This is a genomic window from Bartonella vinsonii subsp. berkhoffii ATCC 51672 (assembly GCF_902825225.1).
Taxonomy (GTDB): domain Bacteria; phylum Pseudomonadota; class Alphaproteobacteria; order Rhizobiales; family Rhizobiaceae; genus Bartonella; species Bartonella berkhoffii.
On sequence record NZ_CADEAK010000137.1, the window covers coordinates 1 to 468 of the forward strand.

1 protein-coding gene is annotated in these 468 nt (G+C 43.2%); it reads right to left on the minus strand.

The window, feature by feature from the left end; all coding sequences use genetic code 11:
* Nucleotides 1–208 precede the first annotated feature (208 nt).
* Nucleotides 209–421 (minus strand): MerR family DNA-binding transcriptional regulator, encoded by a 213-nt coding sequence (locus J7R10_RS10100; protein WP_343211342.1) that lies wholly within the window; start codon nucleotides 419–421, stop codon nucleotides 209–211.
* Between the last annotated feature and the right edge of the window lie 47 nt (nucleotides 422–468).

The following is a 468-nucleotide window of genomic DNA, read 5'->3' on the forward strand; positions in this document are numbered from 1 at the left end:
CTTCTTAATTGTACCAACGGGAATGCCTTCATAAGGCATTTGGTGCTGTTCACACCAAGCCGTTAAGTGGCCTAATAAACCACCGTACACATGCGCTGCATCCGTACCCTAAATAAGAGATGAGTTCATAAGTCCAACCTTGCCTTGCGCAATAAAGCTCAAGAACCTGTTTTTGTCGCTCTAAATCGTCTTTTTGATCATAGCTCGATCAACGCGCATAAGCAATGGTCTTTCTTTGAGAAAGTTCTCTCGAATGAAAAAGCTCAGGTCTAAGCTTGGATAGGTCATAACGGCGGCGTCCTCCTGCCGTTTGCTCTGAAACAATTTTGGCTTCACTTTCCCAACGACGAAAAGTGCTAATCGAAACACCCCAAACTTGAGCGGCCTTACCTATCCCAATAAATCTATTCCTAATGTATATTCAGATTTAAATAGATTACAAGTCAGCTGTTAAAGCCCTCACCCTTC